We start from the raw sequence: 26,223 nt of genomic DNA, 5'->3' as shown, positions 1-26,223 counted from the left end.
CTACAGCCCTCCTGGGCGTATTAACGAATCTAACCCACCCCCTCACCGAGCAACAAACCCAATTAAATGACCATATATGTAAAGCCGGCACCACCCCGCGAACAGACGGATTATTCGAGCGAAACGACCCGAATAATCCGACCTATATGACCGCGACTTGTCTAGTTGATATCGACCAACTTGTCACCGTAGCTACGTGGCGTGTACACCCACAACGATCCCTGAGGCCGAGCAAATACGCGAGTCGTGGATGAGCCAATCAACACCATGGTTCGCATGTCGACTTGATCCGGCGTCAATTGACCGAGTGTCGTGACCCGCAACGTCTGCCCCGGGCGCCCTACATCGCGTCCCAACACGACGGGTGTGTCAGCAGCACGATGCAGCGCGACGATTTCCAGTGCACGCCCCAACTGCCAAGGCCGGGAACGTGAGATCGGGTTATAGAAAGCCATCGCCAGGTCGGCTTGCGCCGCAAGGTCCAGGCGCTTCTCGATGATGTCCCAAGGCTTGAGGTTGTCCGAAAGCGACAGTACGCAGAAATCATGCCCCAACGGGGCGCCTGCCTGGGCAGCCGTTGCCAGCGATGCCGAAACGCCCGGCAGGATTTCCAGATCAACGTTGTGCCACGCTGGATCGCGGGACTCATGCAGAGCCTCGAGTACCGCTGCGGCCATGGCAAAGACACCGGGGTCCCCGGAAGAAACGACCACTACGCAGCGACCCTGCGCCGCAAGCTCAAAGGCGTGGCGGGCACGCTGCATTTCTTCACGATTGTCGGTGCAGTGCAGGACCTGATCCGCACGGAACGGTCCCGCCATGCGCACATAGGTTTCATAACCGAGTACGTCATTGGCGCGGGCCAGCTCCGCCTTGACCGCAGGCACCATCAGATCGGCGGCGCCGGGGCCGAGACCGATCACCGCCAGGCGACCGCGAGGACGGCCAATCGACCAGGGGTCCAAAGGCTGCTTGGCAACTGCGATGGCAACGGCCTCATCGCCAAACACGGAAACAGGCTGTTCGATGGCGTTACGCATCAGGTTACTGGCCGCGCCAACATCATCGACAAAACGTAGCGGCACACCCAGCTCAAGCGCCGCTTCACGCAGTGTTGGACTCGACATTTCACTATCGGCAGCCAGCAGGCAGGCCAACGACTGCACGGCGATTTTTGCCTGATGCAAAGCCTCGCGAACTGCACCGGGAACATCAACCACGCCAGCACCGACCGCGACCAACACGTTGCGTGGATAAATCAGCAGCTCATTGGCAGCCGGCGTACGCTCGGCATGACCGACGTGAACGGCCAGCCGCGCTTGCGGGTTTTCCGGTAACTGCGCCTGCACTAACCAAGGCGCGGCCCCTTCGATTCGCACCGACTCACCGGCGAGCAAATCGGAAACGAAGCGTTTGCCCAGCTCAAGATCACCCAAGGCATAACCGCTGGGTGGATTCAGCAGGCAGGTACCAAAACGCAATTCGCCACTGGTGGTGATCGCCGCTGAAACGTCCAGTGCCGCAGCAACCTCCCGCGCCAACACGTTCACGCCAGCCAAACCACCGAGCAGCGGCACCACGGCGCTCCCGTCTTCGGCGACGGCGAGCACGGGTGGCTCGGCCCCCTTCTCCAGCAGCAACGGCGCCAGGGTGCGAATGACGATACCGGCTGCGCACAGGGCGATGATCGGCGTGTCTTGTTGATAAAGCTCACGCAATGTCGCACCGAACTCGCGGTAAGTGCGATCGGCACCGACGACACGTTCGTCCAGGCCGTGGATCAAGGCGCCGGGGTACAGTTGTTGAATGCTGCGCGCGGTGGCGAGGCTGCCATTGCCGAGAATGACAATGGCCGGAGCTGGACGAGTCATCAGCCTTGCCACCTTTCACCGGGAACGATGATCAGCGAGAAGTACGGCGACGACATAGGCTCGACCTGATCCAGCGGCACGATCTTCTGGTTGGCCATGGTCGCACGCTCCACATACAGCGCTCGCTCGGCCAATCCGAGTTCTTCCAGCACCTGACGGACTTTCGGGAAGTTACGGCCCAGTTTCATGATCACTGCCGCATCGGCGTCAGCCAGGCGACGCTTGAGATCCTCGTGAGGCAGCACGCCGGACAGCACCGACAGGCTCTGGTTGCGATACACCAACGGCGCGCCCAGTACCGAAGCACCGCCGAGCATGGAGCAGACACCCGGCACCACTTCGGCCTCATACCGTTGCGCCAGCCGATCGTGCAGGTACATGTAGGAGCCGTAGAAAAACGGATCGCCCTCGCAGATCACTGCCACGTCACGACCCGCATCGAGATGCGCGGCCAGCTCTTCACCGGCCGCATCGTAGAAATCGCTGATCACTTGCTCGTAGGACAGTGGTGCCGGCAACGCTTCGGTGGTCACCGGGTACACCAGTGGCAACAAGGTTTGGGCGTCCTGCAAATGCGCTTCGATGATGCCGAAAGCGTTGCCCTTCTTACCCTTGGCGACGAAGTACGCCACTACCGGCGATTCGCGCAGCAGGCGCAGCGCCTTGACCGTAATCAGTTCCGGGTCACCCGGCCCCACGCCAAGGCCGATCAAACGTCCAGGTTGCTGCATCATTCGATCTCCGTGGCGAGGGCATTGACGGCGGCGGCGGCCATGGCGCTACCGCCCAGCCGACCTTGCATGATAACGAACGGCACGCCACGACTGTCGGCGGCCAGTGCTGCCTTGGATTCGGCGGCGCCAACGAAGCCCACGGGGAAACCAAGGATCAACGCCGGTTTGGGCGCACCGGCGTCGAGCATTTCAAGCAGGTAAAACAGCGCTGTCGGCGCGTTACCGATCACCACGACACTGCCTTCCAGATGAGGACGCCACAGTTCCAGTGCCGCGGCGGAACGGGTGTTGCCCAGTTCACGCGCCAGCTGTGGAACGCTTTCATCTCGCAGGGTGCAGATGACCGGGTTGTTCGCTGGCAAACGCGCACGGGTTATGCCCTCGGACACCATCCGCGCATCACACAGAATCGGCGCGCCGGCGGCCAGCGCATCGCGCCCGGCCTTGCCCGCGCCCGTGGAAAACTGCAGGCCATCGATAGCATCGACCATGCCGCAAGCATGTATCACACGGACTGCGAGTTTTTCCAGATCCGCCGGAATGCGTTCGAGGCTGGCCTCGGCCCGGATGATCGCGAAGGAATTGCGATAGATCTCCTGACCGTCGCGGATGTAATCAAGCATCAAGGGGGCTCCGTGAGCGGGCATCGAGCAAGGCCGCGACCGCTTCAATAGTAAGATTGCGAGCGTGCAGCGCGCCGAAACCCGGCTGCGCGGCATCGCGAAAATAGAGGTCGTAGTGACCAGGGCGCGTCGCCAACAATGTGACGGGCGCCGTGTGCGCACACGCGCAGGAGCGCGAACAGCCAGACAAGTGAACCTGCACCTGTACGGTTTGATCACGCAGCCGTTCGGCCAGTTGCCGCGCGTCGTCCTTGGTATCCGCCAAGCCTTTGCCGCAACCGGCCGATCCGGTGCAGGCCACCAGATGGGCCAGGGTCTGATCGGCGTCGACCAGATAACCCAATGCCTGCAATTGTTGACGCAGGGCTGGTGAATCTTCATGGCGAATATTTGGCAGCAACAGGCTTTGCCAAGGGGTCAGGCGCAGGCTGGCATCGCCAAACGCCTCGGCCAGATGAGCCGCCCCCTTGAGCATCGTCGGGTCCAGTCGCCCCAGCGCAGGCACCGCGCCGACATACACAAGGCCTTCCTGACGCTGCGGATGACTGCCGATGTGCAATCGCGCACGTGCAGTCGAGCGCTGCCATGGCTCCATGGCAAACAAGGGCACGCGCTCGGCCAGCCGTTGCAACAGTGAATCCAGCGAATGCTCAGTCAGCAGATGTCGCATCCGCGTCTGATCCGGCCGTGCAAGTTCGAGAAACAACTCCAACACCGCTACCACCAACGCATGTCCGTCACGCAGCAATACCCCTGCCAACGGCGCATCGGTGGGGCACCCCGCCAGACCGAAGGCCAGCACAGGCTCGCCATTTCGATCAGCCGCACTCAGCCAGAGGTCATGGGGATGCTCGAGCATTGCCAAGGCTTCACCGCCATCCAGTTGCACGGCGAACTTGGCCGATAACTCATGGAAGCGCGCATGGGTTTGCAAGCTGTCGAGAATGTCTCGGGCCAAGGGCCTGCTGTCGATCAGCATGTGCCGGTCAATGCCGGCGCTTGGGCTGAGCATCAGATTGCGCACATCATCGCCAGCGACGTTGACCGGCCCCAACCCGACGGCCAGCAGACTCTCGATCAACGCGGTGGACTGCTGGCCAATTCCGCGAATTTGCAGATTGGCGCGGTTGGTCGCCTCTATCACGCCACCGGCATAGCGTTCGGCGGCATCAGCCACCGCCACGGCCTGATCTGCGCGAATAGCCCCGCCGGCAAGTTTGATCCGACAAATACCGCCATCCAGCGCCTGCACGACACGCAACAAACCGGGACAGGCCGATGGGCGCAAGGGACTGGATGTCTGAGGTGAATTCACGGGGATGACCGGCAACGGGACGAAGGGGCGCATTATGCCTGCTTTGTCCGGCGGGATGAAAAAGCTCAAGTGGATTGACGACGAAGCGTGCTCGCCCAAAGGTCAACGATCGCTCGCCCGAAGTCTGAAACGCCCACCGGCATTTGCGCTTCAAAGACAACTGCACAATGTATTTAACAGCCAGTAGCAGTTCTTCAAGCCAACGTTATTTTAGCCGCAGGCAGCCTGTTGTACTTTCTCCACTAGGAAGACCACTTCCTCCACTAAAATTTTATTCAAGGACTGAATATGAACAGTAGGAACTTCTCCGGCGTATTGACCGGCCCCACTCTGCTTTCAAGCATTGAGGACATATCACTTGCGGATCATGACGACCTGACCCACTGCACACAGATCGCCACCCAATCCGCCGACACGGCCTGCAGTCGCTTTGTCGATTCGACAAAGTGGCTGAATGAATACATGACGACGCTGAGTTTCCTGGGGTGGTCTGTCTTCCAGGATGCAATCTTTACCCGCACCCGTCACGATGTCTTGAGAAACGTTGCGGATTTCCTGGTCGAGAGCGCCGGGAAGATGCCCGACAGCCGACAAGGTAACGCGATGATCGACACGCTCGACGCACTGAAGCCCGACAAACCCGCGCTGCTCTCTCTGGACCAGGAAAGTCTCCGGGGTCGACACTTTCAGGTCATTCCCGCTCGCTATGACGCCAAGGGCTTTCTGGAAATTGCGGTTTTCAATCTTGAATTGGTAGCGTCTACCAATGAAAGTAACTTCCTGTACGTCGAATCAGAAAAGCGCTCCGCCACAATTATCCAGCAACGAGCTTATCTCAAACTGGATAAAAGAATACTTGAAACAAAAAGGACGCTTATTGATAAAAAGCGTCGCGAGATCAGAATGAAGAGATTCGACCTGCTAAAAAACAGCCCTAAGAAACCAGATTAAATCCCCATCGTTTTGCAGGGCAGTCATCGCCCTTGAACGCGATTTCATCGACGACGACGGGCGAATGCAATCGACACCGCGTTATGATGCCCCACCGCGCCGGTCGAGATGGACCTGGCCGCGGAGATGATTGGGCTTTGGTCGATAGAAGAGGAATGGCATGCCCCCTTGGCTGACAGTGGTAGGCATCGGTGAAGACGGCTTCAAGGGCCTGGGCAAGAACGCTCGGCACGCCCTGCTGGGCGCTTCGCGGATCATTGGCGGTCAGCGGCAACTGGATTTGCTGCCGGTGTGTATTCGTGCTGAACGGCAATTGTGGCCCAGCCCGTTTTCGCTGGCGCCGGTGCTGGAGCGGTACGGTGAGCCCGTATGCGTGCTGGCCAGCGGTGACCCCATGTTCTTTGGTGTTGGCGCCAGCCTCGCTCGGCAATTACCCAGCAGTGAAATGCTGGTCTTGCCAACGCCATCTTCTTGCTCACTTGCCGCCGCGCGGATGGGCTGGCCGTTGCAGGATGTGGTGACGCTGTCGGTGGTCGCTCGCCCCATCGCGGCGCTTAATGCACAGCTGTCCAGTGGCGTTCGTCTGCTGGTGCTGAGCAATGACGGCCAAAGTCCCGCCGCGATCGCGGCACTGTTGCGCGAACGCGGGTTCGGGCCGAGCCGCCTGAGCGTGCTGGAACATTTGGGTGGTGAGGCCGAGCGACGCATCGACGGTGCGGCCAACGACTGGGCCGACCCGGTTGTCGCCGACCTGAACCTGATCGCCATAGAATGTATCGCACAAGCAAACGCACCGCGTCTGTCGCGACTGGCCGGCCTGCCGGACTCCGCCTTCAGGCACGACGGCCAACTGACCAAACGCGATGTGCGCGCCATCACACTCGCTCGACTGGCACCGGTTCCCGGTGAGTTGTTATGGGATGTCGGTGCCGGCAGCGGCTCCATTGGCATTGAATGGATGCGCGCTCATCCCAGTTGCCGGGCGCTGGCCATCGAGGCCGACGAAGGTCGGCAGCTGTTGATCGAGCACAACCGCGACGCACTTGGCGTGCCCGGCCTGCAATTGATTCGCGGCAGTGCACCGCAGGCGCTGGTGGGACTCGAGCGTCCGGACGCGGTGTTCATCGGCGGCGGCGTCACCCGCGAAGGCGTGCTCGACGCTTGCTGGGCAGCGCTCAAGCCTGGCGGCCGCCTGATTGCCAATGCGGTCACGCTGCAAAGTGAAATGACCCTGATGGCCTGGCGGGAACAGCACGGGGGTGAGCTGACGCGTATTCATATCGCCCAGGCGCAGCCCCTGGGAGACTTCGACACCTGGCGCCAGGCGTTGCCGATTACCTTGCTGGACGTGGTCAAACCCTTCGATGCGTGACGAAACCGCCGAACAACCCGCACCACTGCGCAGCGGCCTGACCACGGGCAGCTGCGCCACCGCGACCAGCCTGGCAGCGGCTCGCCTGCTGCTCGGTGGCACTTCGTCGGATGCCGTGCACATCGTGCTGCCAAAGGGTAAGCAGGTGCAGATGCGCCTGGAGTTCTGCCGCCTGATCGACGGTGGCGCCGAGGCAGGGACGATCAAGGATGCCGGAGACGACCCCGACGTAACCCACGGTGCGTTGCTCTACTCTCAGGTGTGCCTGCGCAGCGAACCGGGTATCGGTTTTAATGCCGGGCGTGGTGTTGGTACGGTCACCCGCCCGGGGCTGGTGCTGGGCGTTGGCGAGCCGGCGATCAATCCCGTACCACGCAAGATGATCAGCGATCACCTGACGCTGCTTGCCAACGAATTCGGCTACCGCGGCGGTTTCGAGGTCACGGTGAATGTCGAGAACGGTGAGGCCCTGGCGCTGAAAACCATGAACCCGCGCCTGGGCATTCTCGGCGGCCTGTCGATCCTCGGCACCAGCGGTATTGTCCGGCCGTTTTCCTGCGCGGCCTATATCGCCTCGATCCACCAGGGCATCGACGTGGCCAAGACCAACGGCTATCTGCACATCGCCGCGTGCACCGGCAACGCCAGTGAAGACACCATGCGCCGGGTCTACAACCTGCCGGAAATCGCCCTGATCGAAATGGGCGATTTCGTCGGTGCCGTGCTCAAGCACCTGCGCAAGGTTCCGGTCGAAAAACTCAGCCTGTGCGGCGGTTTCGGCAAGATCAGCAAACTGGCGGCCGGGCACATGGACCTGCACAGTCGGCATTCGAGCATCGATCTGCCGCAACTGGCCGAATGGGCCGCCGCGGTCGGCGCCGATACGGCGCTGCAGCAAGGCATCCGTGAAGCCAATACCAGTCAACAGGCCCTGGCGATGGCCATCGCCGCCGGCATCGCCCTCGGCGATGCCGTGTGCCAACACGCCCTGGACTTTGCCCGCAGCGTGGTGCCGGCGCAGGTTCAGGTCGAAGTGTTTGCCATCGATCGCCAGGGCGGAATTGTTGGCCATGCAGGAGCTTTTCAATGAAGCGAATTCTGTTGCTGGGTGGCGTGACCGAGGCGCTGGCGATTGCCAGAACCTTCGGCCCGCAACACATCTATAGCCTGGCGGGTGTCGGTCGAGTGCCGACGGACCTGACCTGCCAGGTTCGAGTTGGCGGCTATGGGGGTGCCGAAGGGCTGGCGCAATTCATACGCGATGAAGGGATTGATCTGCTGCTCGACGCGACCCATCCCTACGCCGCCCGGATCAGTCAAAACGCCGCGACGGCGGCTCGGTTGAGCGGCATCGCCTGCTGGGCGCTGCGACGTCCGGCGTGGCAACCGCAGGCCGGCGATGACTGGCGCGAAGTCAGTGATTGGGCCGAGTTGATCGACGCGCTGAAACCCTTCCGTCGACCGCTGTTCACCCTGGGTCGCGAGCCCTTGCAACACCTGGACGAAATCCCGCCGGAGCAATTCTGGACCTTGCGCGCGCTGGACGTTTACCCCGGCAACGAACGTTGCGAAGTGATCGGTGCACGCGGACCGTTCCTGATCGACGAGGAACGCGCCTTGTTCGAACGTCGGCAGATCGACGTGCTGATCAGCAAGAACAGCGGCAGCAGCGCCACTGAGCCGAAGCTGGAGGTGGCGCGCGAGCGGGGGGTGCCGGTGCTGGTGTTGAAGCGGCCGGTGTTGCCGGTGGTAGAGCGCGAATTTGAGTCGGTGGCCGAGGTGTTGCGAGCAATGACAGAACAGGTTTTTATCTGAGAATTGTGAACGCCTTAGTACGTCTTCGCGGGCAAGCCCGCTCCCACAGGTTTTCTGTCTGGCATTGATCATGTGTCCGATGCCGATAACTGTGGGAGCGGGCTTGCCCGCGATGGCGTCATTGATAGCGATGCAAAAGTTAAAGTCTAAAAATCCACCAGCATTTACTTACACCCATTTAAAAGACGACTGACAAGTTTAAGTGACACTGGCATTTCGCTATTCGCAGCTATCATGATGGATATGAGAACCTCGTGCTGCGACACCACACCGCACGCGGTGTTTTTACTTATCGGCCCTGATCAGGCTAAATACCCACGCCTGATCGCCCACCCACCGGATTTGTCCCATGTCCCGACAACGGCTCGCAATTGCCTGGATAGCCTGCTTCGCAGTGCTGTTCAACATGCTCGCCATGCCGATGTCCGGAGCGATGGCGCAGATGGCGAAGGCGCCAGCCGAACAAGTGTTGTGGGGCAGTTTCTGCTCGTCCAGCGGCACCCGGGTGGTGGCGATCTCCTTGGGCGATATCGAGCAAAAAGCCCCGCAAAGCGACGATCATTCCAACATGCAACATTGCTGGTGCTGCAGCGGCTCCGCGCCATTGGTGGCGTTGCCCGGACATGAGCCACGGTTGTATTACACGCAGTTCGAAGCGAATCGAAGCCTGCCTCCCGCCGCATTCAATACCCCGACACCCCGCCAGCAATGGCCCAGCCTCAACCCCCGTGCCTCGCCTCTGGTGTGATGACATCTCGCAATTGATCTGCGTTTTGAATCGCCTGGAGAACTGCCATGTTGAACAGACTTATCGTTCTGGCCGCGTTGCTGCTGCCTGCCTGCTTTGCCAATGCCCACGAATACACGCTCGGCGATCTGCAGATCGCTCATCCCTGGTCGCAGGAATTGCCGCCCAATGCGCCCACCGTCGCGGCCTATTTCGTGATCCACAACGCAGGCAAGACCGCCGACCGCCTGCTCAGTGTCGACTCGCCGATCTCGGGTGAAGCGCAATTACATGAGCATGTGATGCAAAACGACCTGATGAAAATGCAGTCGGTACCGAGCGTGGAAATCCCTGCGGGTGGCGATGTCACCTTTGCACCGATGGCCTACCACGTCATGTTGCTGGGGCTGAAAGACCGAGGCCTGCTGAGCGATGGCAAGCGCTTCCCGCTGATCCTGCACTTCGAGAAGTCCGGTGACGTGACGGTCGAAGTGGCGGTGCAGAAGCAGGCGCCCGAGGCCACGCAAAAGCACGCTCACGCTCAATAATCCGCTGAGCTGAGGCCGCCCATGCGCCCGCCAGGCACCAGGTCATCCGCCCACCGTCGTCAGCCCTTGAGCCTGACGCGCGGCAGCTGGATCAGCCTGTTCGCCATGTTGATGATCTTTATCGGTCCACTGATTTCTCAGTCGATGCCGATGGATCAGCGTACCTCCATGCCCCTGGACATGAGCATGAACATGTCGATGGACATGAGCATGGACATGTCGGCGATGGATCACGCCGCTCACGCCGCTCAACCGACGGCCGAGCATTGCCCGCCAGCGTCCGGGCATCACGCAATCTGGGAAAAATGCGGCTATTGCAGCCTGCTGTTCAATTGCCCGGCGCTCACCGGTGGCGCTGCATTCACAGCGTTCGATACCCCGCTCGCCAACACGTACACCACGCCATTTCCTCGCCTGGGCCATGCCCGGCGAACCTTCTTCCCCGGCGCCCGCACCCGCGCCCCGCCCTTCGTCGCGTAAACAACCCACCTCTGGTTTCACACGGTCCTCCAGGAGCGACCGTGTCGTTTACGACTGTTCGATGGAAATTGTCATGTCCAGGTTTGCTGCTGTCCCCTGCTTGAGCGCTGCCCAAGCCACCCTTGCCCCGAACGAATCCAGCATTCGCTTCAGGCACGCCACCGCCCTCCTGTGCGGTGCCTTGCTCGCGCCTTCCGTGCTGGCCGATGAACACGCAGGTCATAGTGAAGAATTGACCCCGACGGTTATCACCGCGATTGCCCCGAACTCGCCACTGACCATCGTCACCAACCCCAGGGAGCCGCGCCAACCCGTGCCGGCCAGCGACGGGTCGGACTATCTGAAAACCATTCCGGGCTTCGCCCAGGTGCGCAATGGCGGTACCAACGGCGACCCGGTGTTGCGCGGCATGTTTGGCTCACGCCTGAACATCTTCACCAACGGCGGCATGATGCTCGGCGCGTGCCCCGGCCGAATGGACGCTCCGACCTCGTACATTTCCCCGCAAACCTACGACACACTGACCGTCATCAAAGGTCCGCAGACCGTGCTTTGGGGACCGGGGGCTTCGGCCGGCACCATCCTCTTCGACCGCGAACCGGAAAGCTTCGGTGAGCTCGGCACGCGGGTGAACGCCAGTGTGCTGGCCGGCTCCAATGGCCGTTTTGACAAGCTGGTGGACGCAGCCGCCGGCGGGCCACTGGGTTATGTGCGGGTGATCGGTAACACCGCCCAGGCCGACGACTACAAGGATGGCAACAACGACACGGTGGCATCGCGTTATGACAAGTGGAACGGCGACGTTGCGCTCGGCTGGACCCCAGACGCCGATACCCTGCTGGAGTGGACCGCCGGCAAGGGTGACGGCGAGGCACGTTATGCAGGACGCGGCATGGACGGTTCGCAGTTCAAGCGCGAGAGCCTTGGCCTGCGCTTCGAAAAGTCCAACATCAGCGACGTGCTGGAACAGCTCGAGGCGCAGGTCTACTACAACTACGCCGACCATGTGATGGACAACTACACGCTGCGAACGCCGTCCGGCACCGGGATGATGGCCGGCCCCATGGCGTCCAACGTCGACCGGCGCACTCTTGGCGCGCGAGTCAAGGCTACCTGGCGTTGGGCCGATGTGCAGTTGGTCAGTGGCATTGATGCGCAGACCAACGAGCACCGCCAACGCAGCGCCATGGGCATCGACACCTACAAGGACCAGCCGTACACCAAGGACGCCGACTTCCACAATTACGGAGTGTTCAGCGAACTGACCTGGTACGCCGCCGAGCGTGACCGACTCATTACCGGCGCACGCCTGGACCGCGCTTCGGCCAAGGATTACCGGCAAACCATCGGCTCGGGGATGATGACCCGCCCCAACCCAACCGCCGACGACACGCGTGCCGATACGCTGCCCAGTGGCTTCATGCGCTACGAACACGACCTGGCCGACAGCCCGACCACACTGTATGCGGGCCTGGGCCACACCCAGCGCTTCCCGGACTACTGGGAACTGTTTTCGCCCAATTCCGGCCCCGCCGGATCGGTGAATGCCTTCGATTCGATCAAGCCCGAGAAAACCACCCAGCTCGACTTCGGCCTGCAATACAAAGCTGAAGATCTCGAAGCCTGGGCCTCGGCCTACATCGGCCAGGTGCGCGACTACATCCTGTTCAACTACACGCCAGCCATGATGGGCATGACCTCTCAAGCACAGAACATCGATGCGCGAATCATGGGTGGCGAACTGGGTGCCGCCTACCCACTCAACGAGCACTGGAAAGCCGACGCCACCCTGGCCTACGCCTGGGGCAAGAACAGCAGCGATGGCAGCGCCTTGCCACAAATGCCGCCGCTGGACGCCCGCTTCGGCTTGACCTACAGCGAAGACAACTGGAGCACCGGCGCACTGTGGAGAGTGGTTGCCGCGCAAAACCGTATCGACCAGAACAAAGGCAACGTGGTCGGCAAGGACTTCGACAAGACCCCGGGTTTTGCCGTGTTCTCGCTCAACGGTGCCTATCGGATCAACCAGCACTGGAAGGTCAGCAGCGGCGTCGACAACCTGTTCGGCAAGGCCTACGCCGAACATTTGAACCTGGCCGGCAACGCCGGTTTCGGTTACCCGGCCAATGATCCGCAAGCCATCAAGGAACCCGGGCGCACGCTCTGGACCAGGATTGATATGAGTTTCTAACAACAAAAGTCAAAAGATCGCAGGCTCCTGCGGGAGCTGTCGAGTGAAACGAGGCTGCGATCTTTTACAGACAATTGATTCGCCAAGCGGAGCACAACCGATGAAACAGCCCAAAGTGAATTTCTACAACCTGGCCTGGCGCTGGCACTTCTATGCCGGATTGTTCGTTGCGCCATTCATGGTGATGCTGGCCCTGACCGGCACCATTTACCTGTTCAAACCGCAACTCGACTCACTGATGTACAGCAGCCTGCTCAACGTCCCTGCCGGACACCACACGGTGCCGGCCGATGACCTGCTCAACCGGGTCAAGGCCGCCTATCCACAAGGCACGATCAAACAATACCTGCCGCCGATAAACCCCCAGCGCAGTGCCCAGTTTGTCGTGCTCAACGGCGGTAACGAGCTGAATGTGTTCGTCGACCCGTATCACGGTGACATTCTCGGCGAGCAAGATGCCAAGAAGAACCTGCAGGCGGTCGCGCGAGCGATTCACGGCGAACTGATGATCGGCACCGTGGGTGACCGACTGGTGGAACTGGCCGCTGGTTGGGGGGTGGTGCTGGTGGTTTCCGGGGTGTTCCTGTGGTGGCCCCGTGGTCAGGCCGCAGGCATTCTCTGGCCTCGCCTGAACAGTCGAGGCCGGGTGTTGTGGCGTGACCTGCATGCCGTCACCGGCTTCTGGGGCGCCTCGTTGTTGCTGGTGATGCTGCTCAGCGGCATGACCTGGACCGGCTTCTGGGGCCAGCAATACGCCGCCGTCTGGAATGTCTTTCCGGCAGCGATGTGGGACAACGTGCCAAAGTCCGACGTCGAAGCGCGCAGCCTCAACAGCGCCACCCGCCAGACTGTGCCGTGGGCCATGGAAAATACGCCGATGCCGATGTCCGGCGATCATGCCGAACACATGGCCCACGGCGCAGCGCCAACCGGTCCCGCCGCGCCGACCATCAGCCTGCAGGATGTGCAGAACATCGCCGTGCAACGCAAGGTCGAGCCCGGCTACAGCATCACCTTCCCGACCACGGCCACTGGCGTATTCACCATCGCTGTGTTCGCCGATGACCCACGCAATGACGCCACCCTTCACATCGATCAGTACACTGGCGACGTCCTCGCCGACGTACGTTACGAGCACTACGGCGTCGTCGCCCGCGCCACGGAAATCGGCGTGATGCTGCACGAAGGCAAGATGTTCGGCACGCTCAACCAGATCATTGTCCTGCTGATCTGCCTGATGATCTTGCTCAGCGCGGTCAGCGGCGTCGTGATCTGGTGGAAACGCCGTCCGCAAGGCAAGTTCGGTGTCCCACCGCTGCGCCACGACCTGCCGAAATGGAAAACCGCGATGGTGATCATGTTCGCCCTGGCGGTGGCGTTCCCGTTGGTGGGGATCTCGCTGGTGGTGGTATGGCTGCTCGATCGGCTGCTGTTGTCGCGCCTGACCCGGCAAACTGAAACCGCCTCACCGTCATCCTGAGTCAGGCGAGATGCGCGGGGGCCCCGCGCATCTCACTGGCAATTGCGAATTTCCTTGCCAGCCGCACCACGACTGTAGACTCGAGATTACAGCTCATCCCGAGTCGGCTTATCGGAAACGTCGGGCACCTGTTGGCGAGCGACTCTCCAGTCCTGTCCCAGTCTGCCCGCCTGGTTCCAGTCAGCTGCCGTCTTGAGCACCCTCAGCCCACCAACAACCGCCAACTTCAGAACAAAATCTTCGGATGACGTAAAATGTCCGGTGAGTAAAAACCGGCCTTCTTCCGAGGAGTGGGTGGGGTCGTATTTGAGTAGCGCACCATGACGCGTCGAGTAGTAGAACGCGTCAATATCAAACCCTTTGGCTTTCAAGGCATGGGTGTGTGCATAGACCGACGCGGCGGACGCATACTCCACCTCCAGCGGGGCGGTGGGGATGGCGGGCGACAAGGACATCTCGTGGCCCGCCATCAGCGTGTAACCCTCAGGAAACTGTGGTGCTTTATTCCTGGGCGAAGTCGACGGGTCGTTCGCGGTGCGGAAGATACGGTGCAGCGCACCATAGGAGGAAGGTGTGTCCACAACGGGCTCCACGCCGACGTACGAACGGGTTGCGGTTTTGCCGAGCACGGCGCTGGTCAGCGCCGCGGGCTGCCCACCGACACCCGCCGCCCGATGCTGTGCATGACGAGCCGCATCGTCGGGATGGTGAAACACGGGTCCCAAAGGCAGGACGGGATTGAGTGCCCACCGTTCAGCGTCGGAAACAGCAGGCATCCGTGGAACCCAGTCGGCACCCACCACTCCCGGGCAAGACCAGTAGGGGCTTGTCACCAGGACCTCCAGTCGTCCGGCCACCGCCATGCGCCGAATGTAACCGGTCAGGCTGAACTTGCCCTGCTCGATGTCGCGCCAGTCCTCCTGCGCCTGTGCAGATGACGCGAACGGATTGTCCTTGAATTCGACCTGCCCAAACTTATCCAGTGTCATAGCCGAATCGAAGGCGCTCATCTTGAACTGTAACAAGGCACCGTCGGCGCAGGAGAAGTAAATCGACCGGTAGCCCTGGGCTGAGTTCGCAACAACACGTGCCTGACTCACATCGATTGGTGAAAAGAAGTGCCGATAATCATCGTCCGACAGATTCTGAGGCGCTTGCGCACCACACATGTACAAGCCGCTGGTGACGAAGCGGTAAGGTAACGCACCCGGAAAGACACGTTGGTAGTCGAACGTTGCGTTTCGTGCCTCAATGGGCAAGGTTGCCATGAAAGAACCGTCGCGGGCATTCCTGAGCAAGAATCCAAAACTCAGTGCGGCACGACTGCCGGCCCGCTCATGGGCACAGCGCGCGGCATCCTGCTCGCGAATATGCAACGGGCTGTAAGCGGGTTCCGACACCGCATTCCTGCGATTGCTCGGGCGGATAGCCGTTGCAAATGGCGCAAATTCTATGACCGCACGCGCATAGCCCCACAAGCGACTCCCCACGACCACTTGCAGATAACCGGACTTGGCCAGTTTTTTTACCCAGTCCGTCGGTGACAACCGGCCCAGATGGATCTGCTCCTTGATCCAGGCTCCATCCAGGTCGCTAGCCGGTTTACCCGAGGCACTCAATATCGCGCCCAGGTCGGCGCGGATTCGCTCCCACGCTCCGACTCGAAAACGGATGGTCGATCCGTCAGGTGCAAACAAGTACTCGTCGAGTGTTTGTTCCTTACGAGTAAATGCCGTGTAAACCACATCGACAGACAGCATGTTGAGATAAAGCTCTCTATCAGCGCTCGCCAATACCACAGGCAGCGCCCGCAGCACCCGTGAGCGATACCGCGCAACAATACTGCAGCCTGCCGGAAACTGGCCGGCAGTGACCGCTTCATCGGGAAACACCCACTTGATATCAAAGTCTTCCTGAGGAATGTCGATCGGATCGGTGGCTACGAAAAAACCGTCGGCGCGCTTGAGGATCAGGCCGCCAAACGCCCCTGTCTTGCCTTGCGGAACTTGCGAGCGAGCATGCAGCGCAGCGTCATCGGCCGAAAAGAAAACCGGACTCAAGGCTCGACGTTCCACGAACAGAGCTGGCGCCCAGAGGGCGTCGATCAGACCTTTCCTGTCCCAGCACTGACTGGTGCGCATCACCTGCAAGGTACCGCTGTTAGCGGCTACCCTGACAAAACCGGTCGACGTGAGCTTGCCATTGGCCAGGTGGGTTTGAATGTCTTCCAGGCCCAGGTTCGGGGCGTCGTTTTCGAACAGCTTGGAGCCCTTGCGTTGGACATACTTCAGCAGTGCCCCGTCCTGGGTAGAAATATAGAGAGGAATGGGCACAAAACCCTCCATCACCGGACGTCTTTTTGAGTTGTAAACAACAATATAAAGATCTCGTGGCACGATGAAGTGCTGGGCCAACCAACGCCTGGATTCGTCTCGCGCATGCTTGACGCGCTGACGCGAGTAAAAATAGGAATGCGGTATAAATGACTCGGGGTAGATAGTCCCCAGGGTTCTGGATTCGCTGAACAAACTGCGCAACGAATAAAGCTTGTCTCGCACACCACCAATCGGGACCAGTTCGGAGGCGACGTATTCCTCCTTGCCCTGTTGCTTGAGGATGAACCCGAACCAGGTCTGTTCCTCGTCGTGGTGCCCCGTGTCCCTGGAATAGCGATCAAGTGCCGCCTCATCGGCTGACGGGAACACCGCCCCAAAAGACACCCGCTCCGGCACGGTTCGCTCCCAGGGGCCCGGGACGCGTTCCCCGGTAATTTTGCCCCGTGGTCGCCAGCGACCGTTGCTGATGAGGACCTGCAGATTGCCGACAGCTGCCAACTCCAAAACCAGTTGTTCCGGTTTGACCGCCCCCGAGGCGAGAGCCTTGGCAAAAGCCTCCGGTTTTTCGTCCGTTCCGAGCATCTGCAGCAGCTTCAACTCGTGCGGGCTATCGGGCGTGAAACTGATCAAACTGTCTTCGGCTCCCGAAAGATAAGCCGGATAACTGGCGCTCAGGATGTTGTGCAACTCATGGACGCTGAATATCAGCAAGCTCGTCGCTGCATCTTCGACAGACCATTTCAGCTGCGCAACCTTGCCTGCGTCGAGCGTCGAAAGCGCAGGGTGAGAATAGAAACGACTGTGCAAGACGTGATTGTCGGGGATCACCTGGTGATGGGAAACGATACTGACCTGATGCTCGGCCGGTTCGGTGATGACAAATCGTAGATCGCTGCGCTGAAGGATATAGCCGAGATACCCGTAGTCGCGGCGGTGACCGACTCGCTCATGGGCATAACGGGCGGCATCGTCCGCCGACAGGAACTCCCTGGCCAGTACATGCAGTGCAGATCCCGCACCTCCCGAGTAGTGCTGTTGTGATTGTTCATCCATGAAGTGGTGCTCCTTTGATTCATTGATAGAGCCCCACTCTTGCACCGAAAAACAGTGTCCGGGCGGTACATATTTACTACCAGCAACGTTCGGCACCAGTTGGGCGCATCGCCATGCCCCACCTGCACTGTTGTGCTCGCTCACGGTGCAGGCGGCGCATTCGCCGAACGGTTTTCCCCCTCAGGTAAAGCACTTCGGGCGTTAGGCACAGCCCTTGCTAAAGACCCTTCAGTAGTCCGCATCTGCCAACCAAGAAAAATATCCAACGTTCATGGAGATCGCACAATGAAGCGTCGCAGTTTGATCAAGGCTTTCACACTCACGGCAAGCATTGCCGCGATGGGCATGACCTGGACTGTCCAGGCCGCCGAGACCATCAAGGTCGGTATCCTGCATTCGTTGTCCGGCACCATGGCGATCTCGGAAACATCGCTCAAGGACATGGCACTGATGACCATCGATGAGATCAACGCCAAGGGCGGCGTGAACGGCAAGATGCTTGAAGCGGTGGTGGTGGACCCGGCGTCGAACTGGCCTCTGTTCGCGGAAAAGGGCCGACAGCTGCTGACCCAGGACAAGGTCGCCGTGGTATTCGGTTGCTGGACGTCGGTGTCGCGTAAATCGGTGTTGCCGGTGTTCGAAGAGCTCAATGGCCTGCTGTTCTATCCGGTGCAATACGAAGGTGAAGAGATGTCGCCGAACGTGTTCTACACCGGTGCCGCGCCAAACCAGCAGGCGATCCCGGCCGTGGAATACCTGATGAGCGAAGAAGGTGGCAGTGCTAAGCGCTACTTCCTGCTCGGCACCGACTATGTCTACCCGCGGACCACCAACAAGATCCTGCGTTCGTTCCTGCACTCCAAAGGCGTGGCCGACAAGGACATCGAAGAGGTCTACACGCCGTTCGGTCACAGCGACTACCAGACCATCGTCGCTAACATCAAGAAATTCTCGGCTGGCGGCAAGACGGCGGTCATCTCGACAGTCAATGGCGATTCCAACGTGCCGTTCTACAAGGAACTGGCGAACCAGGGACTGAAAGCCACGGACGTGCCGGTCGTGGCGTTCTCGGTGGGCGAAGAAGAACTGCGCGGCATCGACACCAAGCCACTGGTGGGCAACCTCGCAGCATGGAATTACTTTGAGTCGGTGGAGAACCCGGCGAACAAGAAATTCGTCGCCGACTGGAAAGCCTATGCGAAGAAACACAACCTGCCAGGCGCCGATAAAGCCGTGACCAACGACCCGATGGAAGCCACCTACGTCGGCATCCACATGTGGGCGCAGGCCGCCGAAAAAGCCAAGTCCACCGACGTCGACAAGGTTCGCGAAGCGCTGGCCGGCCAGACCTTTGCCGCGCCGTCCGGCTACACCCTGACCATGGACAAGACCAACCACCACCTGCACAAGCCGGTGATGATCGGCGAGATCCAGGCCGACGGTCAGTTCAACGTGGTATGGCAGACCGAAGGGCCGATCCATGCCCAGCCGTGGAGCCCGTTCATCCCGGGCAACGACAAGAAGCCGGAGTATGCGGTGAAGAGCAACTGAGCCAATGGATGCCGGGCCTGACCGTACAGCTCAGGCCCGACACAGTTCCCTGTGGGAGCGAGCCTGCTCGCGAAGAGGCCCTGACAGTCGACATTGATGGTGAATGTCAGACCGCTTTCGCGAGCAGGCTCGCTCCCACATTGACCGAGTAAGGCTAACGATATGCCCACTGCCCTTTACCGCTTCATCCTCGCCATCGCACTTTTACTGCCCATGGCCACTTTCGCCGGCGATGCCGAAGACTTCGTTGCCGCCAATCCCGTGCAACAGGCAAAACTGCTGGAAGCCTGGGCCGCGCAGCCCGATCCGGCGCGTATCGAGCTGATCCACGCCCTGCAACAAGGGGTGTTGACCATCGATGGTGAACCGAAAACACTGCGTCTGAATAACCGCCTGCGGGGTCTGATCGACACCGCCCTGGCCAGCCATCAATTGCTCGCCGCCGATGCCAAAACTCGTCTGGCTGCCGCACAGCAATTGCAGAAAAGCGCCAAACCCGCGCAGCTGAAATTCCTCGACCAGCAACTCGCTGGCGAAAAAGATGAAGGCGTTCACGCCGCACTTAGCCTGGCGCTGGCCAACCTGCAACTGGTGGACACCGACCCGACGGTGCGCCTCGCGGCCGTAAGACTGCTTGGCGAAACCGGCGACCCATTGGCCCGCACCCGCCTCGAAGGATTGCTTGAGCCCGGCGTCGAAACCGATGCCAACGTGCGCACTGCTGCTGAAACCAGCCTCGCCCAAGTCAAGCGCAAACTGCTGATTGGCGAACTGCTGGGCCAGGCGTTCAGCGGTATGTCCCTGGGCTCGATCCTGTTGCTCGCCGCGCTCGGCCTGGCGATCACCTTCGGCCTGCTGGGTGTGATCAATATGGCCCACGGCGAAATGCTGATGCTTGGCGCCTACTCGACCTACGTCGTGCAGTTGATGTTCCAACGTTACGCACCGCAGGCCATCGAGTTCTATCCGCTGATCGCGCTGCCGGTGGCGTTCTTCGTCACCGCCGCCATCGGTATGGCGCTGGAGCGCACGGTCATTCGCCACCTCTACGGCCGCCCGCTGGAAACCCTGCTCGCCACCTGGGGCATCAGCCTGATGCTGATCCAGTTGGTGCGCCTGGTGTTCGGCGCGCAAAACGTCGAGGTGGCCAACCCGGCGTGGTTATCCGGCGGGATTCAAGTGCTGCCCAATCTTGTGCTGCCGTACAACCGAATCGTGATCATCGCGTTCGCGTTGTTTGTGGTGGCACTCACCTGGCTGCTGCTGAACAAGACGCGCCTGGGTTTGAACGTGCGTGCGGTCACCCAGAATCGCAACATGGCGGCCTGCTGCGGCGTGCCCACCGGGCGCGTGGACATGCTCGCCTTCGGCCTCGGCTCGGGCATTGCCGGACTCGGCGGCGTGGCGCTGAGCCAGATCGGCAACGTCGGCCCGGACCTCGGCCAAAGCTACATCATCGACTCGTTCCTGGTGGTGGTGCTCGGCGGTGTCGGGCAACTGGCAGGCAGCGTGTTGGCCGCGTTCGGCCTGGGGATCGCCAACAAGATTCTTGAACCGCAAATCGGTGCCGTGCTCGGCAAGATCCTCATCCTCGCGCTGATCATTCTGTTCATCCAGAAACGTCCGCAAGGCCTCTTCGCACTGAAAGGACGGGTGATCGACTGATGAACCAGCCCCTGATGCTCACTGCCAGCCAAAAGGCCGGTCCCAGAGTCACGATTGCCGTCGGTGCGGTAATCCTTGTTTTACTGTTGGCGTTGCCATTGCTGTCGTTGTTGTCGCCGGACAGCGTCTTCCATGTCTCGGCCTACACACTGACGTTGGTTGGCAAGATTCTTTGCTACGCCATCGTCGCCCTCGCCCTCGATCTGGTCTGGGGTTATGCCGGCCTGTTGTCCCTCGGCCATGGCCTGTTCTTCGCCCTTGGCGGTTACGCCATGGGCATGTACCTGATGCGCCAGGCCTCGGGCGATGGCTTGCCGGCCTTCATGACGTTCCTGTCGTGGTCCGAATTGCCCTGGTACTGGACCGGCACCGAAAGCTTCCTCTGGGCCATGTGCCTGGTGGTGTTGGCCCCGGGATTGCTGGCGTTGGTGTTCGGTTTCTTCGCCTTTCGCTCGCGAATCAAGGGCGTGTATTTCTCGATCATGACCCAGGCCCTGACCTTCGCCGGCATGCTCCTGTTTTTCCGCAACGAAACCGGTTTTGGCGGCAACAACGGCTTCACCAACTTCCGCACCATTCTTGGCTTTGGCATCACGGAACCTGGCACCCGTGCGGTGCTGTTTTTCGCCACGGTGCTGTTGCTGGTGGCGAGTCTGTACATCGGTTGGCGCCTGGCGCAGAGCAAGTTTGGCCGAGTGCTGACCGCACTGCGCGACGCGGAAAATCGCTTGATGTTCTGTGGCTACGACCCGCGCGGGTTCAAGTTGTTCGTGTGGGTGTTGAGCGCGGTGTTGTGCGGCCTCGCCGGTGCGTTGTACGTGCCGCAGGTGGGCATCATCAACCCGAGTGAAATGTCGCCGACCAACTCGATCGAAGCGGCGGTCTGGGTAGCCCTCGGCGGTCGCGGCACCTTGATCGGCCCCTTGCTGGGCGCGGGCGTGGTCAATGGCATGAAGAGCTGGTTCACCGTGGCCTTCCCGGAATACTGGCTGTTTTTCCTTGGCGCGCTGTTCATCATCGTCACCCTGTACCTGCCCAAGGGCGTGATCGGTTTGCTGAAGAAAAGAGGTGAACAATGAGAGTCACTGCAAGCGCTGAATTCATGCTCGAACCGGCATTTTTTCCGCCTCTGGAACCGAATAGGGACGCTGGCAGCAGCCGTGATGCCATCGGCATCGGCCAGCGTGCCGGCAAAGGCCTGAACACCCGCCACGGCACCATCCTGACCCTGGAAGACATCAGCGTCAGTTTCGATGGCTTCAAGGCATTGAACGATTTGAATCTGTACATCGGCGTGGGCGAGTTGCGCTGCATCATCGGCCCCAACGGCGCAGGCAAGACCACACTCATGGACGTGATCACCGGCAAGACCCGCCCCACCCACGGCAAGGCCTGGTTCGGCGAAACCCTGGACCTGACGCAAATGAGTGAAGTGCAGATTGCCCAGGCCGGCATCGGCCGCAAGTTCCAGAAACCGACCGTGTTCGAAGCCTTGAGTGTGTTCGAGAACCTGGAGCTGGCGCAGAAAACCGATAAATCGGTGTGGGCCAGCCTGCGGGCGCGCTTGAGCGGTGAGCAGAAAGACCGTATCGCCGAGGTGCTCGACACCATTCGCCTGACCGCGTCGGTCAATCGCCCCGCCGGTTTGCTGTCCCACGGCCAGAAGCAGTTCCTGGAAATCGGCATGTTGTTGATGCAAGACCCGCAATTGCTGCTGCTCGACGAGCCGGTGGCCGGCATGACCGACGCCGAAACCGAATTCACCGCCGAACTCTTCAAGACCCTGGCCGGCAAGCATTCGCTGATGGTGGTGGAACACGACATGGGCTTCGTCGGCTCGATCGCCGACCACGTCACCGTGTTGCACCAGGGCAGCGTGCTGGCCGAAGGGTCGCTGGAGCAGGTGCAGGACAATGAGCGGGTAATTGAGGTCTACCTCGGTCGCTAGACCTGATCGTTCCCACGCTCCGCGTGGGAATGCCGCCCGGGACGCTCCGCGTCCCACTGACAATGCAGGGCTCAATTCCTGCGCTAGGGTGACGCGAAGCGTCACGGTATGCATTCCCACGCAGAGCGTGGGAACGATCACCGGGAGAATTCGAACATGCTGCAAGTCGACAAGCTGCACCAGTACTACGGCGGTAGCCACATCCTGCGCGGCCTGACGTTTGACGTGAAGGTCGGTGAAGTCACCTGCCTGCTCGGCCGTAACGGCGTGGGCAAGACTACCCTGCTCAAATGCCTGATGGGGTTGTTGCCGGCCAAGGAAGGCGCGGTCAATTGGGAGGGTAAGCCGATCACCACGTTCAAGCCGCACCAGCGGGTGCATGCCGGCATCGCCTACGTACCGCAGGGCCGGGAAATCTTCGGCCGCCTGACCGTGGAGGAAAACCTGCTGATGGGTTTGTCGCGATTCCCAGGCTCCGAGGCGAAGGAGGTCCCGGCGTTCATCTACGAACTGTTTCCGGTGTTACTGCAAATGAAGCAACGACGCGGCGGTGATTTGTCCGGTGGCCAACAGCAGCAGCTTGCAATCGGGAGAGCCCTGGCCAGCCGTCCGCGGCTGCTGATCCTCGACGAACCCACTGAAGGCATCCAGCCGTCGGTGATCAAGGAGATTGGCGCTGTGATCAAGAAACTCGCGGCGCGCGGCGACATGGCGATTCTGCTGGTAGAGCAGTTCTACGATTTCGCGGCCGAATTGGCCGATCACTACCTGGTGATGTCCCGTGGCGAGATCGTGCAGCAGGGCCGTGGAGAAAACATGGAAGCCGAGGGTGTACGCGGCCTGGTTACGATCTAATCTGTGGCGTCTCGACGATAATCAGAAAATATGAATTTACCTCTTCCTGCTGCCCTGTTTACCCCGAGCTGGCATGCCGAGCTGGAGCTGGGCTATGCCCGATTCGGCGACAACACGCGTCCGGTCCATAGACGGCACAAAGGCCCGCTGCGCGTGCAGAAGCACCTGTATGCAGAAGGCCCCGAGGTGTGCCAGCACATCATTGTGCATCCGCCGGGCGGGATTGCCGGTGGAGACCGGCTGGACATCAGTGCCAGCGTCGGCCACGCGGCGTGGGCACAGATCACCAGTCCCGGCGCCGCCAAGTGGTATCGCGCAGCAGCGCCGGCGTATCAGAAACTCGACCTGAAAGTGGCCCAAGGGGCGACACTGGAGTGGCTGCCGCAAGAGACGATCATCTTCAGCGATGCCCGCGCCGAGCTCAGCACATCCATTGATCTGCAAGGCGATGCCCGGCTGTTCTACTGGGACGTGGTGGCGCTGGGTCGCCCGGCCAGTGGTGAGCGCTTCGATCTCGGTCATTTCCAGGCACAACTGGATATCCGCCGCGACGGCGAGTTGCTCTGGCATGAACGCCAGCGCATCGTTGGCGGTGACGGGTTGCTCGATTCGCCGATTGGCTTGGACGGGCAACCGGTCTTCGCCACGTTACTGGTGACTGGCGAGATTGATAGCCAATTGCTGGAGCAGTGCCGTTCGCTGCCCAATGACGTGCGCGGGGATTTGACTCAGTTGCCGGGGTTGCTCGTAGCCCGCTGCCTGGCCAGCGAGGCGCTGTTGGCGCGCGGCTGGTTGATTGAATTATGGCGGTTGCTCAGGCCTGCGTTGCTTGGCCGCGAAGCCGTGCCACCGAGAATATGGAGCACCTGAACAGCGCTCCTGCAAAAACCTTTTTAACTGCCGAAACTGGATGTCTACGATGGACCTGACCCCACGTGAAAAAGACAAGCTGCTGATCTTCACCGCCGGCCTCGTCGCCGAGCGGCGTTTGGCCCGCGGCGTGAAACTCAACTACCCGGAAGCCATGGCCTACATCTCCGCCGCGTTGCTCGAAGGCGCCCGCGACGGCCAGACCGTGGCCGAGCTGATGCACTACGGCACCACCCTGCTCAGCCGCGAACAAGTGATGGAAGGCATCCCGGAAATGATCCCGGAGATCCAGGTCGAAGCGACCTTCCCCGACGGCACCAAACTGGTCACCGTCCATCAACCGATCGCTTGAGGCTTCACCATGACCTACACCATTCGCGATGCCGTGCATGCCGACCTGCCGGCCATCCGTGATATCTACAACGATGCGGTGCTCAACACCACGGCGATCTGGAACGAACAGGCGGTCGACCTCGGCAACCGCCAGGCCTGGTTCAGCGCCCGGCAATCCCAGGGGTATCCGATCCTGGTCATCGTCGACAGCGAGAACAACGTGTTGGGCTACGCTTCGTTTGGTGACTGGCGACCGTTCGATGGTTTCCGACATACCGTCGAGCATTCGGTCTACGTGCGTAACGACCAGCGCGGCAACGGCCTTGGGCCGCAACTGATGGATGCCCTGGTCGAGCGCGCCAGGGCCTGCGGCAAACACGTGATGGTCGCGGCCATCGAAAGCGGCAACGCCGCCTCGATTCGCCTGCATGAGCGCATCGGATTCGTGACCACCGGGCAGATGCCTCAGGTAGGCACCAAGTTCGGTCGCTGGCTGGACCTGACCTTCATGCAACTGACCCTCAATCCTGGCGCGCAGCCTCCGGCCGCCAGCAAGGAGTGATACCCGATGAACCCCGCTCAACTGCGACGCGTCAACGTTGAAAGCTTTGCGCACTATCGCCAGGGATTGATTGACCTGCTGCTCGACGCCGTCGGATATGGCGCCAGCGTCGGCTTCATGGCCAACCTCGATGCTACGCAGGCCCGCGCGTATTTCGATGAAGTTCAGGAGAACCTGAACAAGGGCAACGTGTTGTTGTGGGTAGTGGTCAAGGACGAACAAGTGCAGGCCAGCGTACAGTTGACCCTATGCCAGAAGGCCAATGGCCTGAACCGCGCCGAGGTGCAGAAATTGCTGGTGCGCGAGCATGCGCGTCGTCGAGGCCTGGGCCAGCAATTGATGACGGCTGTGGAACAGGCTGCCCTGCAACACAAACGCGGCATGCTCTACCTCGATACCGAGGCTGGTTCCCCGGCTGAAGACTTCTACAAGGCATTGGGCTACACCCGCGCCGGTGAAATCCCCGACTACGCCTGCGACCCGAGCGGCTGCTACAAACCCACCGCCCTCTACTACAAGATTCTCCAGGGAGCCCATTGATGATTCCCGGTCAATATCAGATCCAGCCCGGCGATATCGAACTCAACGTTGGCCGCCGCACAATCAGTTTGAAGGTGGCCAACAGCGGCGACCGGCCGATCCAGGTCGGTTCGCACTACCATTTTTTCGAAACCAACGATGCCCTGACCTTCGACCGCGCCGCCAGTCGCGGCATGCGCCTGAACATCCCCGCCGGCACCGCCGTGCGTTTCGAACCGGGGCAGAGCCGCGAGGTCGAGCTTGTCGACCTGGCCGGGCACCGCCGGGTGTTCGGCTTTGCCGGCAGGATCATGGGTGACCTTGGTTAACCGATCGTTCCCACGCTCTACGTGGGCATGCATCCCGTGACGCTTCGCGTCACAAAAAGCGGACGCAGAGCGTCCACGGCGGCATTCCCACGCAG

General features: G+C 60.8%; 24 protein-coding genes. 19 read left to right on the top strand and 5 right to left on the bottom strand.

Features of this window, described 5'->3' with window-relative positions; all coding sequences use genetic code 11:
- Positions 1–161: 161 nt before the first annotated feature.
- The 4 genes from cobJ to cobG are packed head-to-tail and all read right to left on the bottom strand — an operon-like array spanning position 162 to position 4,576.
- On the bottom strand, positions 162–1,871 hold the full coding sequence (cobJ, locus tag HGP31_RS03300; RefSeq protein WP_168757170.1) for a precorrin-3B C(17)-methyltransferase: 1,710 nt from the start codon (positions 1,869–1,871) through the stop codon (positions 162–164).
- Entirely contained in the window at positions 1,871–2,602 is a 732-nt protein-coding gene (locus tag HGP31_RS03295; protein ID WP_033043996.1) for a precorrin-2 C(20)-methyltransferase, read from the bottom strand. Before HGP31_RS03295 ends, cobJ begins: the two co-directional genes overlap by 1 nt.
- Positions 2,602–3,228 (bottom strand): precorrin-8X methylmutase, encoded by a 627-nt coding sequence (locus HGP31_RS03290; protein WP_168757169.1) that lies wholly within the window; start codon positions 3,226–3,228, stop codon positions 2,602–2,604. The genes HGP31_RS03295 and HGP31_RS03290 overlap by 1 nt, the downstream gene beginning before the upstream one ends.
- Complete coding sequence (gene cobG / locus HGP31_RS03285) at positions 3,221–4,576, bottom strand: precorrin-3B synthase (protein ID WP_240963518.1); 1,356 nt, start codon at positions 4,574–4,576, stop codon at positions 3,221–3,223. The genes HGP31_RS03290 and cobG overlap by 8 nt, the downstream gene beginning before the upstream one ends.
- Before the next feature lie 255 nt (positions 4,577–4,831).
- On the opposite strand from cobG, the gene HGP31_RS03280 reads away from it, so the two are divergent.
- The 9 genes from HGP31_RS03280 to HGP31_RS03240 all read left to right on the top strand — a co-directional run bounded on the left by HGP31_RS03280 (position 4,832) and on the right by HGP31_RS03240 (position 14,107).
- Positions 4,832–5,494 carry a hypothetical protein gene (locus HGP31_RS03280; protein WP_168757168.1) on the top strand — a complete coding sequence of 221 codons (663 nt, stop codon included), beginning with the start codon at positions 4,832–4,834 and terminating at the stop codon, positions 5,492–5,494.
- Positions 5,495–5,654: 160 nt separating this feature from the next.
- Positions 5,655–6,866: a precorrin-6y C5,15-methyltransferase (decarboxylating) subunit CbiE gene (gene cbiE, locus HGP31_RS03275; RefSeq protein WP_168757167.1), complete on the top strand. Its 1,212-nt coding sequence runs from the start codon at positions 5,655–5,657 to the stop codon at positions 6,864–6,866.
- The gene (locus HGP31_RS03270; RefSeq protein ID WP_168757166.1) at positions 6,859–7,956 is read left to right on the top strand and encodes a cobalt-precorrin-5B (C(1))-methyltransferase; all 1,098 of its coding nucleotides are present in this window, start codon (positions 6,859–6,861) and stop codon (positions 7,954–7,956) included. The genes cbiE and HGP31_RS03270 overlap by 8 nt, the downstream gene beginning before the upstream one ends.
- Positions 7,953–8,681: a cobalt-precorrin-6A reductase gene (locus HGP31_RS03265; RefSeq protein WP_168757165.1), complete on the top strand. Its 729-nt coding sequence runs from the start codon at positions 7,953–7,955 to the stop codon at positions 8,679–8,681. The genes HGP31_RS03270 and HGP31_RS03265 overlap by 4 nt, the downstream gene beginning before the upstream one ends.
- A gap of 349 nt (positions 8,682–9,030) precedes the next feature.
- Positions 9,031–9,429, top strand: coding sequence for a DUF2946 domain-containing protein (locus HGP31_RS03260; RefSeq protein WP_168757164.1), 399 nt, complete (start codon positions 9,031–9,033; stop codon positions 9,427–9,429).
- A gap of 47 nt (positions 9,430–9,476) precedes the next feature.
- Positions 9,477–9,956, top strand: coding sequence for a copper chaperone PCu(A)C (locus tag HGP31_RS03255; RefSeq protein ID WP_168757163.1), 480 nt, complete (start codon positions 9,477–9,479; stop codon positions 9,954–9,956).
- Positions 9,957–9,977: 21 nt separating this feature from the next.
- Positions 9,978–10,436: a DUF2946 domain-containing protein gene (locus HGP31_RS03250; RefSeq protein ID WP_168757162.1), complete on the top strand. Its 459-nt coding sequence runs from the start codon at positions 9,978–9,980 to the stop codon at positions 10,434–10,436.
- 73 nt (positions 10,437–10,509) lie between these two features.
- Positions 10,510–12,627 carry a TonB-dependent copper receptor gene (locus HGP31_RS03245; protein ID WP_168757161.1) on the top strand — a complete coding sequence of 706 codons (2,118 nt, stop codon included), beginning with the start codon at positions 10,510–10,512 and terminating at the stop codon, positions 12,625–12,627.
- A 100-nt stretch (positions 12,628–12,727) separates the two neighbouring features.
- Positions 12,728–14,107 carry a PepSY-associated TM helix domain-containing protein gene (locus HGP31_RS03240; protein ID WP_168757160.1) on the top strand — a complete coding sequence of 460 codons (1,380 nt, stop codon included), beginning with the start codon at positions 12,728–12,730 and terminating at the stop codon, positions 14,105–14,107.
- 86 nt (positions 14,108–14,193) lie between these two features.
- Here HGP31_RS03240 and HGP31_RS03235 read toward each other — a convergent pair whose 3' ends face one another.
- Positions 14,194–17,496 (bottom strand): hypothetical protein, encoded by a 3,303-nt coding sequence (locus tag HGP31_RS03235; protein ID WP_168757159.1) that lies wholly within the window; start codon positions 17,494–17,496, stop codon positions 14,194–14,196.
- 285 nt (positions 17,497–17,781) lie between these two features.
- Between HGP31_RS03235 and urtA the strand changes: the two genes are divergently transcribed.
- The 10 genes from urtA to HGP31_RS03185 all read left to right on the top strand — a co-directional run bounded on the left by urtA (position 17,782) and on the right by HGP31_RS03185 (position 26,128).
- Positions 17,782–19,047: an urea ABC transporter substrate-binding protein gene (gene urtA / locus HGP31_RS03230; RefSeq protein ID WP_168757158.1), complete on the top strand. Its 1,266-nt coding sequence runs from the start codon at positions 17,782–17,784 to the stop codon at positions 19,045–19,047.
- Between the two features lie 162 nt (positions 19,048–19,209).
- The gene (gene urtB / locus HGP31_RS03225; RefSeq protein WP_168757157.1) at positions 19,210–20,712 is read left to right on the top strand and encodes an urea ABC transporter permease subunit UrtB; all 1,503 of its coding nucleotides are present in this window, start codon (positions 19,210–19,212) and stop codon (positions 20,710–20,712) included.
- Entirely contained in the window at positions 20,712–21,791 is a 1,080-nt protein-coding gene (gene urtC / locus HGP31_RS03220; RefSeq protein ID WP_168757156.1) for an urea ABC transporter permease subunit UrtC, read from the top strand. Before urtB ends, urtC begins: the two co-directional genes overlap by 1 nt.
- Entirely contained in the window at positions 21,788–22,660 is an 873-nt protein-coding gene (gene urtD, locus HGP31_RS03215) for an urea ABC transporter ATP-binding protein UrtD (protein WP_168757155.1), read from the top strand. The genes urtC and urtD overlap by 4 nt, the downstream gene beginning before the upstream one ends.
- Positions 22,661–22,816: 156 nt before the next feature.
- Complete coding sequence (gene urtE / locus HGP31_RS03210) at positions 22,817–23,515, top strand: urea ABC transporter ATP-binding subunit UrtE (RefSeq protein WP_110753270.1); 699 nt, start codon at positions 22,817–22,819, stop codon at positions 23,513–23,515.
- Between the two features lie 30 nt (positions 23,516–23,545).
- Complete coding sequence (locus HGP31_RS03205) at positions 23,546–24,385, top strand: urease accessory protein UreD (RefSeq protein ID WP_168757154.1); 840 nt, start codon at positions 23,546–23,548, stop codon at positions 24,383–24,385.
- 49 nt (positions 24,386–24,434) lie between these two features.
- Positions 24,435–24,737: an urease subunit gamma gene (gene ureA, locus HGP31_RS03200; protein ID WP_007937143.1), complete on the top strand. Its 303-nt coding sequence runs from the start codon at positions 24,435–24,437 to the stop codon at positions 24,735–24,737.
- Between the two features lie 9 nt (positions 24,738–24,746).
- On the top strand, positions 24,747–25,280 hold the full coding sequence (locus HGP31_RS03195; protein ID WP_168757153.1) for a GNAT family N-acetyltransferase: 534 nt from the start codon (positions 24,747–24,749) through the stop codon (positions 25,278–25,280).
- 6 nt (positions 25,281–25,286) lie between these two features.
- Positions 25,287–25,820 carry a GNAT family N-acetyltransferase gene (locus HGP31_RS03190; RefSeq protein ID WP_168757152.1) on the top strand — a complete coding sequence of 178 codons (534 nt, stop codon included), beginning with the start codon at positions 25,287–25,289 and terminating at the stop codon, positions 25,818–25,820.
- On the top strand, positions 25,820–26,128 hold the full coding sequence (locus tag HGP31_RS03185; protein WP_033041282.1) for an urease subunit beta: 309 nt from the start codon (positions 25,820–25,822) through the stop codon (positions 26,126–26,128). The genes HGP31_RS03190 and HGP31_RS03185 overlap by 1 nt, the downstream gene beginning before the upstream one ends.
- The last annotated feature ends 95 nt before the right edge of the window (positions 26,129–26,223 follow it).

Source organism: Pseudomonas umsongensis, from assembly GCF_012647205.1.
GTDB lineage: Bacteria > Pseudomonadota > Gammaproteobacteria > Pseudomonadales > Pseudomonadaceae > Aquipseudomonas > Aquipseudomonas umsongensis.
Note: the sequence above shows the minus strand (reverse complement) of the source record. Positions and strands in the feature narration are given on the sequence as shown.